Raw genomic sequence first — 6524 nt, 5'->3', positions numbered from 1 at the left:
GGATATGAGGATATTGTCAACGCATGTAGTCACGCTTGGAATAGCTTTAGAAAAGACACAAAACGTGTCATCAAAATGTGTTCAAGGAAGTGGGCAGTGGTGGGCAATCTTTAATGCGGATTGGTATTACTCCATTTATTGTTCTTAGCGTCCGAGTTTCCTACTTTTCTCGCTCGTATAAAAAACCGCCTTATTTATGCTCAATATTCAAGCATAGATAAGACGGTTTTCGTATGCGTCGTTATTACTTATTATGATACTTTATTGCTGTATCCATAAATAAGAATGTTGATGTTCGGGCTTACTCAACCGTCACCGATTTAGCTAAGTTACGCGGTTGATCAACATCCGTACCTTTGATAATCGCCACATAGTATGAAAGTAGCTGTAACGGTAATGTATAAACAATCGGCGCTATAATGTCATCACAGTGTGGTACGTTGATAACTGTCATTGTTTCATCGCTTTCAAACTTAGCATTATTATCTGCGAATACATACATTAAGCCGCCACGCGCACGTACCTCTTCTACGTTCGATTTTAACTTTTCAATTAAATCATTTTGCGGTGCAACTACGATAACTGGCATTTCCGCATCAATTAGCGCTAACGGACCATGTTTAAGTTCACCGGCAGCGTACGCTTCTGCATGAATATAAGAAATCTCTTTAAGCTTCAATGCACCTTCCATCGCGATAGGGTATTGATCACCGCGACCAAGAAATAAGGCATGATGCTTATCAGCAAAGTCTTCTGCTAAGTCTTCGATTGAATCAGCCAGTGCCAACACTTCATCAAGCTTGTTTGGTAATGTCATCAACGATGTAGCAATCGCTTGTTGCGTCGTTTCGTCCATACCGTGATGTTGACCAATGGCTAGTGTCATCATCAATAAGCCCACTAGCTGTGTCGTAAACGCTTTTGTTGAAGCAACACCGATCTCTGCGCCCGCTTTAGTCATAAAGGCTAAGTCTGATTCACGTACTAACGACGAACCCGGTACGTTACATATTGTCATGCTTGCACGGTAGCCTAGCTCTTTCGCTAATCGCAATGCCGCAAGCGTATCAGCTGTTTCACCTGATTGTGAAATAGTAACCAATAGCGCATTGTTAGGTACGTGAGAGCGACGATATCTGAACTCACTCGCAATTTCTACATTGCACGACACGCCAGCCATGCTCTCCAACCAATAGCGTGCCACCATACCTGAATGATAGCTGGTACCGCACGCGATGATTTGTACGTGCTCGATGTCTCTAAAAATCGCATCAGCACCTTCACCAAAAGCATTGATATCGAGCTTATTGCCAATTAAACGACCTTCTAGTGTGTTACGAATTGCCGTTGGCTGCTCATAAGTTTCTTTGAGCATGTAATGACGATACTCGCCTTTGTCGCCAGCTTCCTGACTAACTTCGTGCTCTTTGACTTCACGTTCTACTGCCTTGCCATCTTTGTCAAATATATTCACTTCGTGGCGTGTAATTTCTGCTACATCGCCTTCTTCCAAGAAAGCGAATTTACGCGTTACAGGAAGTAGCGCTAGCATGTCAGACGCTAAAAAGTTCTCACCTAATCCGTAACCTATAACTAGCGGCGAACCAGAGCGAGCTACAACCACGCGCTCTTTGTCTTGGCTATCCATGAACACTGTGCCGTAAGCTCCTTCGAGCTGTTTAACTGTTTTTTGTACCGCAGCGAGCAAGGAGTCTGCACTTTTCAGTTCATGATGAACAAGATGAGCAATAACTTCAGTATCTGTTTCCGAAACAAATTGGTAGCCGGCTTGGGTTAGCATCTCACGCAGTTCTTGATGGTTTTCAATAATACCATTGTGTACCACGGCAATATTGTCACCTGATACATGAGGGTGAGCATTGATCTCGCTTGGTACGCCATGCGTCGCCCAACGCGTATGCGCGATACCTGTACCACCGAGTAGTGGCGTTGTAGCCAATGCATCAGCAAGTTCTTGTACCTTGCCTAAACGACGTGCGCGATGAAGCTGCTTATCGTTATCAATAATGGCGACACCTGCCGAGTCATAACCGCGATACTCTAGCCGCTTTAGTCCTTCTACTAAAATATCTGCTACGTCACGTTGTGCAACAGCACCTACGATTCCACACATAAATGAATCCTTATACTCTTTATTTGGCACATACCAGATTTATGCCTTGCTCTAATAATTGTTCTTTCACGTCTGATGCGATGTCATCATCTGTGATGAGGGTGTGTATTTTTTCCCAACCTAACTCAAGATTCGGAATTTTTCGATTAATTTTCTCAGACTCAACCATAACAATGACTTCTCTTGCCACGTCAGCCATTACTTGGCTAAGTCCTAGTAGTTCGTTGAATGTTGTGGTACCACGGCTAATATCAATGCCATCAGCACCGATAAATAACTGATCAAAATCGTAAGACCTTAATACGCTTTCTGCTACCTTGCCTTGAAATGATTCTGAATGTGGATCCCAGGTGCCACCAGTCATTAACAAAGTGGGTTCGTTTTCTAACGCCTGCAATTGACTCGCAATAATCAGCGAGTTAGTCATAACAACTAAGCCATTCTTATGGCTTAGTTCATTCACTAAGGCTGATGTTGTGCTACCGCTATCGATAATGATGCGATTATGTTCACGAATTAAGCTTGCGGCTTTTTTAGCAATCCTGATCTTTCGTTTCGAAACTTTTTCATTTCTTGGTTCAATTAATTCGCTAGGTAAGGGGACAGCACCACCATAACGGCGAAGTAATAAGCCACTATTTTCAAGGGCTGCTAAATCTTTTCGAATGGTGACTTCTGAAGTGTCAAACTTTCGGGCTAGCTGGTCAACACTCACTTCACCCATTTGATTGAGTTCAGTGATAATGATGTGTCTACGTTGTTGGGTATTGCGTTTGCTCATAAGTTTCGTTTTGGCCAGCTAAGTTTCGATTTAAAACTTAGCTATTTAACCAAAACGTCAACTAAAACACAATCAAAAATTGCAGAATAATCGATGAGTAACACTAGCGCAGATTGGCTATTAAACGATTACCGCTAGCAGCCTGTTAATGCTGCTAGCTAAGCGGTAGAAAGAAAAGATTACTTTTTCTTTTCAGGACGCTGCCAACCTTGAATATTACGTTGCTTGCCGCGAGCGATGGTTAACTCACCTTTTTCAACATCTTTAGTCACTACAGAGCCAGCGCCTACGGTTGCTTTTTCACCGACAAATACCGGCGCAACAAGTGAACTGTTCGAGCCAATGAATGCGTTGTCATCGATCATAGTTTGTGACTTGTTTACCCCGTCATAGTTACAAGTAATAGTACCCGCGCCGATATTCACGTTTTTCCCAACCGTAGTATCACCTAAATACGTCAAATGACCAGCTTTACTGCCTTCACCTAACGTAGATTTTTTCATTTCGACGAAGTTGCCAATTTGAGAGTGATTATTCATCGTAGTGTCAGGACGAACACGGGCAAAAGGACCAACCGAGCAAAAGTCACCGATCACAGCACCTTCGATGATAGAATTTGGTTTAACCTCAGTAAATTCACCTATTGTGCAGTCTTTCAATATTGAGTTAGCGCCAATTTTTACACCATTAGCCAACACGACTTCCCCTTCGAACACACAGTTAACATCGATTTTAACTTCCTGTCCGATCAATAATTTACCACGAATGTCGATGCGGCTAGGATCACGTAAGCTAGCTCCAGCTAACATGAGGTTTTCAGCTTCTCTTAATTGAAAAGCACGTTCTAACGCAGCTAATTGTACGCGGTTATTGGCCCCCTCAACTTCGATTTCAGTTTCAGGATGCGCCGTAGCAATGGTTTTTCCCTCGCTATGCGCCATCGCAATGATATCCGTCAGATAATATTCGCCTTGTGCGTTATCATTTGAAAGGTTGCTTAACCAACGCTTTAAATCACCACCATTGGCATACAATATGCCAGTATTCGCTTCGTTAATGAGCAACTGTTCTGGCGTGGCATCTTTTTGTTCAATGATACCAACAACGTTACCATTATCACGAATAATGCGCCCATAACCAGTAGGGTTTGCTAAATATACGGTTAATAATGCCATACCATCTTCTGGCTTTGCAGAAACTAACCGATCCAATGTTTCTACCTTTGTTAGTGGTACGTCACCATATAACACAAGCACATTTTCATTGTCTTTGATAAAAGGTGATGCCATATCGACGGCATGACCAGTACCTAATTGCTCTTTCTGCTCAACAAAAGTTAAATCATCTCCAGTCACATTCGCCTTAAGTACATCTCCTCCAAAACCATAAACTACGTAAATATTTTCAGCATTTAGACAACGTGCGGCTTCAATTACATGACTTACCATAGGCTTGTCAGCAATAGGATGCAGTACTTTAGGAAGTGAGGATTTCATGCGAGTACCTTTACCCGCGGCTAAAATGACAACTGATAGAGACATAGATAATCCATTCGTATTATTGTTAAGGATAATTATTCGCCATTGTAACGCTGAACGCATCGAATTGGCTAGTGTAAGTACATTACGAAAAGAATATGTTGAAATTATGAATTTAACGAAGTGCCAAAAAACAAAAAAGCGACCATCAGGTCGCTTTTTTAATCACTAAAACTTAGTGTGCTAATGCAATATTATACTTTCTTCTTCGCCGCTTGAATAACACGTAATTGTGCTACTGCGCGAGCTAATTCAGAAGCAACTTCAGCGTAATCTACATCGTCACTTTGCGCATTCATATGCTCTTCTGCGCGTTGTTTCGCTTCTAGTGCAGCTTGTTCATCTAGATCGTCAACACGGGCAGCAACGTCAGCCAATACTGTTACGTTGTTAGGCTGAACTTCTAACATGCCACCTGATAAGTAGATGATTTCTTCTTCACCACCGTACTTAACAATACGAGCCATACCAGGTTTTAGTGAGGTCAGTAAAGGCGCGTGGCCTGGCATAATACCAAGCTCACCTTCACTACCTGTGATCTGTAATGATTCGATACGGCCAGAAAATAAGCTTTCCTCCGCACTAACTACATTAAGATTAACAGTTGTTAAAGACATATTGACCTCCTAAATAAGGTGACCATTAAACAGGTCACCCGCTTTCATTACATGCTTTTCGCTTTTTCAGCTGCTTCTTCGATAGAACCAACCATGTAGAAAGCTTGCTCTGGTAAATGATCGTACTCACCAGCAAGAATTGCTTTAAAGCCACTAATAGTGTCTTTAAGTGGTACGTACTTACCTGGAGAACCAGTAAATACTTCAGCAACGAAGAACGGCTGAGATAAGAAACGCGTGATCTTACGAGCACGGTCAACTGTTTGCTTATCTTCTTCAGACAATTCATCCATACCTAAGATAGCGATGATGTCTTTAAGTTCTTTATAACGTTGAAGCGTAGACTGAACACCACGTGCAACGTCATAGTGCTCTGCACCAACCACTAATGGGTCAAGCTGACGAGAAGTTGAATCTAGTGGATCGATAGCAGGGTAGATACCTTGTGCAGCGATGTCACGAGAAAGTACAACTGTCGCGTCTAAGTGAGCAAATGTTGTCGCTGGGCTCGGGTCAGTCAAGTCATCCGCAGGTACGTATACCGCTTGGATTGAAGTGATTGAACCAGTCTTAGTTGAAGTAATACGCTCTTGAAGTACACCCATTTCTTCAGCTAGTGTCGGTTGGTAACCTACTGCTGATGGCATACGACCAAGTAGTGCTGATACCTCAGTACCTGCAAGTGTATAACGATAGATGTTATCAACGAAGAAAAGAACGTCACGACCTTCGTCACGGAACTTTTCAGCCATTGTCAAACCAGTCATCGCAACACGTAAACGGTTACCCGGTGGCTCGTTCATCTGACCGTAAACAAGCGCTACTTTATCAAGTACGTTTGAATCGTTCATTTCGTGGTAGAAATCGTTACCTTCACGAGTACGCTCACCAACACCTGCGAATACAGAGTAACCACTGTGCTCGATAGCGATGTTACGGATAAGCTCCATCATGTTAACGGTTTTACCAACACCAGCACCACCGAATAGACCAACTTTACCACCCTTAGCGAATGGACAAACCAAGTCGATTACTTTGATACCAGTTTCTAATAATTCGTTTGAAGCTGCTTGCTCTTCATAAGAAGGCGCTTCACGGTGAATTGACCACTTTTCTTCCTCGCCGATTGGGCCAGCTTCGTCAATGGGTTCACCTAAAACGTTCATGATTCGACCCAAAGTAGCAGTACCTACTGGTACTTGGATGTTATCACCTGTATTTACTACATTCAGACCACGACGCAAACCGTCAGATGAACCCATAGCGATAGTACGAACTACACCACCACCAAGCTGCTGTTGTACTTCTAGTACAAGGCCGCTTAGGTCACCTTCGGTTACATTTAATGCGTCATATACCTGAGGTACAGCATCTTGTGGGAATTCTACATCCACAACTGCGCCAATGATTTGGACGACTTTACCTGCACTCATGTTTATTCCTCTTAAAGTTTA

At 42.7% G+C, this 6524-nt stretch carries 5 protein-coding genes; all 5 read right to left on the bottom strand.

The window, feature by feature from the left end; genetic code table 11:
* Positions 1 to 301: 301 nt before the first annotated feature.
* On the bottom strand, positions 302 to 2134 hold the full coding sequence (gene glmS, locus ACSLUK_RS17925; protein WP_448550168.1) for a glutamine--fructose-6-phosphate transaminase (isomerizing): 1833 nt from the start codon (positions 2132 to 2134) through the stop codon (positions 302 to 304).
* A 19-nt stretch (positions 2135 to 2153) separates the two neighbouring features.
* Positions 2154 to 2915 (bottom strand): DeoR/GlpR family DNA-binding transcription regulator, encoded by a 762-nt coding sequence (locus tag ACSLUK_RS17920; protein WP_448550167.1) that lies wholly within the window; start codon positions 2913 to 2915, stop codon positions 2154 to 2156.
* Between the two features lie 179 nt (positions 2916 to 3094).
* Positions 3095 to 4456, bottom strand: a complete 1362-nt coding sequence (glmU, locus tag ACSLUK_RS17915) for a bifunctional UDP-N-acetylglucosamine diphosphorylase/glucosamine-1-phosphate N-acetyltransferase GlmU (RefSeq protein WP_448550166.1) — start codon at positions 4454 to 4456, stop codon at positions 3095 to 3097.
* Positions 4457 to 4647: 191 nt separating this feature from the next.
* Positions 4648 to 5070, bottom strand: a complete 423-nt coding sequence (locus ACSLUK_RS17910; protein ID WP_448550165.1) for a F0F1 ATP synthase subunit epsilon — start codon at positions 5068 to 5070, stop codon at positions 4648 to 4650.
* Positions 5071 to 5117: 47 nt separating this feature from the next.
* Positions 5118 to 6503, bottom strand: a complete 1386-nt coding sequence (gene atpD, locus ACSLUK_RS17905; RefSeq protein WP_448550164.1) for a F0F1 ATP synthase subunit beta — start codon at positions 6501 to 6503, stop codon at positions 5118 to 5120.
* Positions 6504 to 6524: the final 21 nt, after the last annotated feature.

This window comes from Thalassotalea fusca (genome assembly GCF_053485835.1).
Note: the sequence above shows the minus strand (reverse complement) of the source record. Positions and strands in the feature narration are given on the sequence as shown.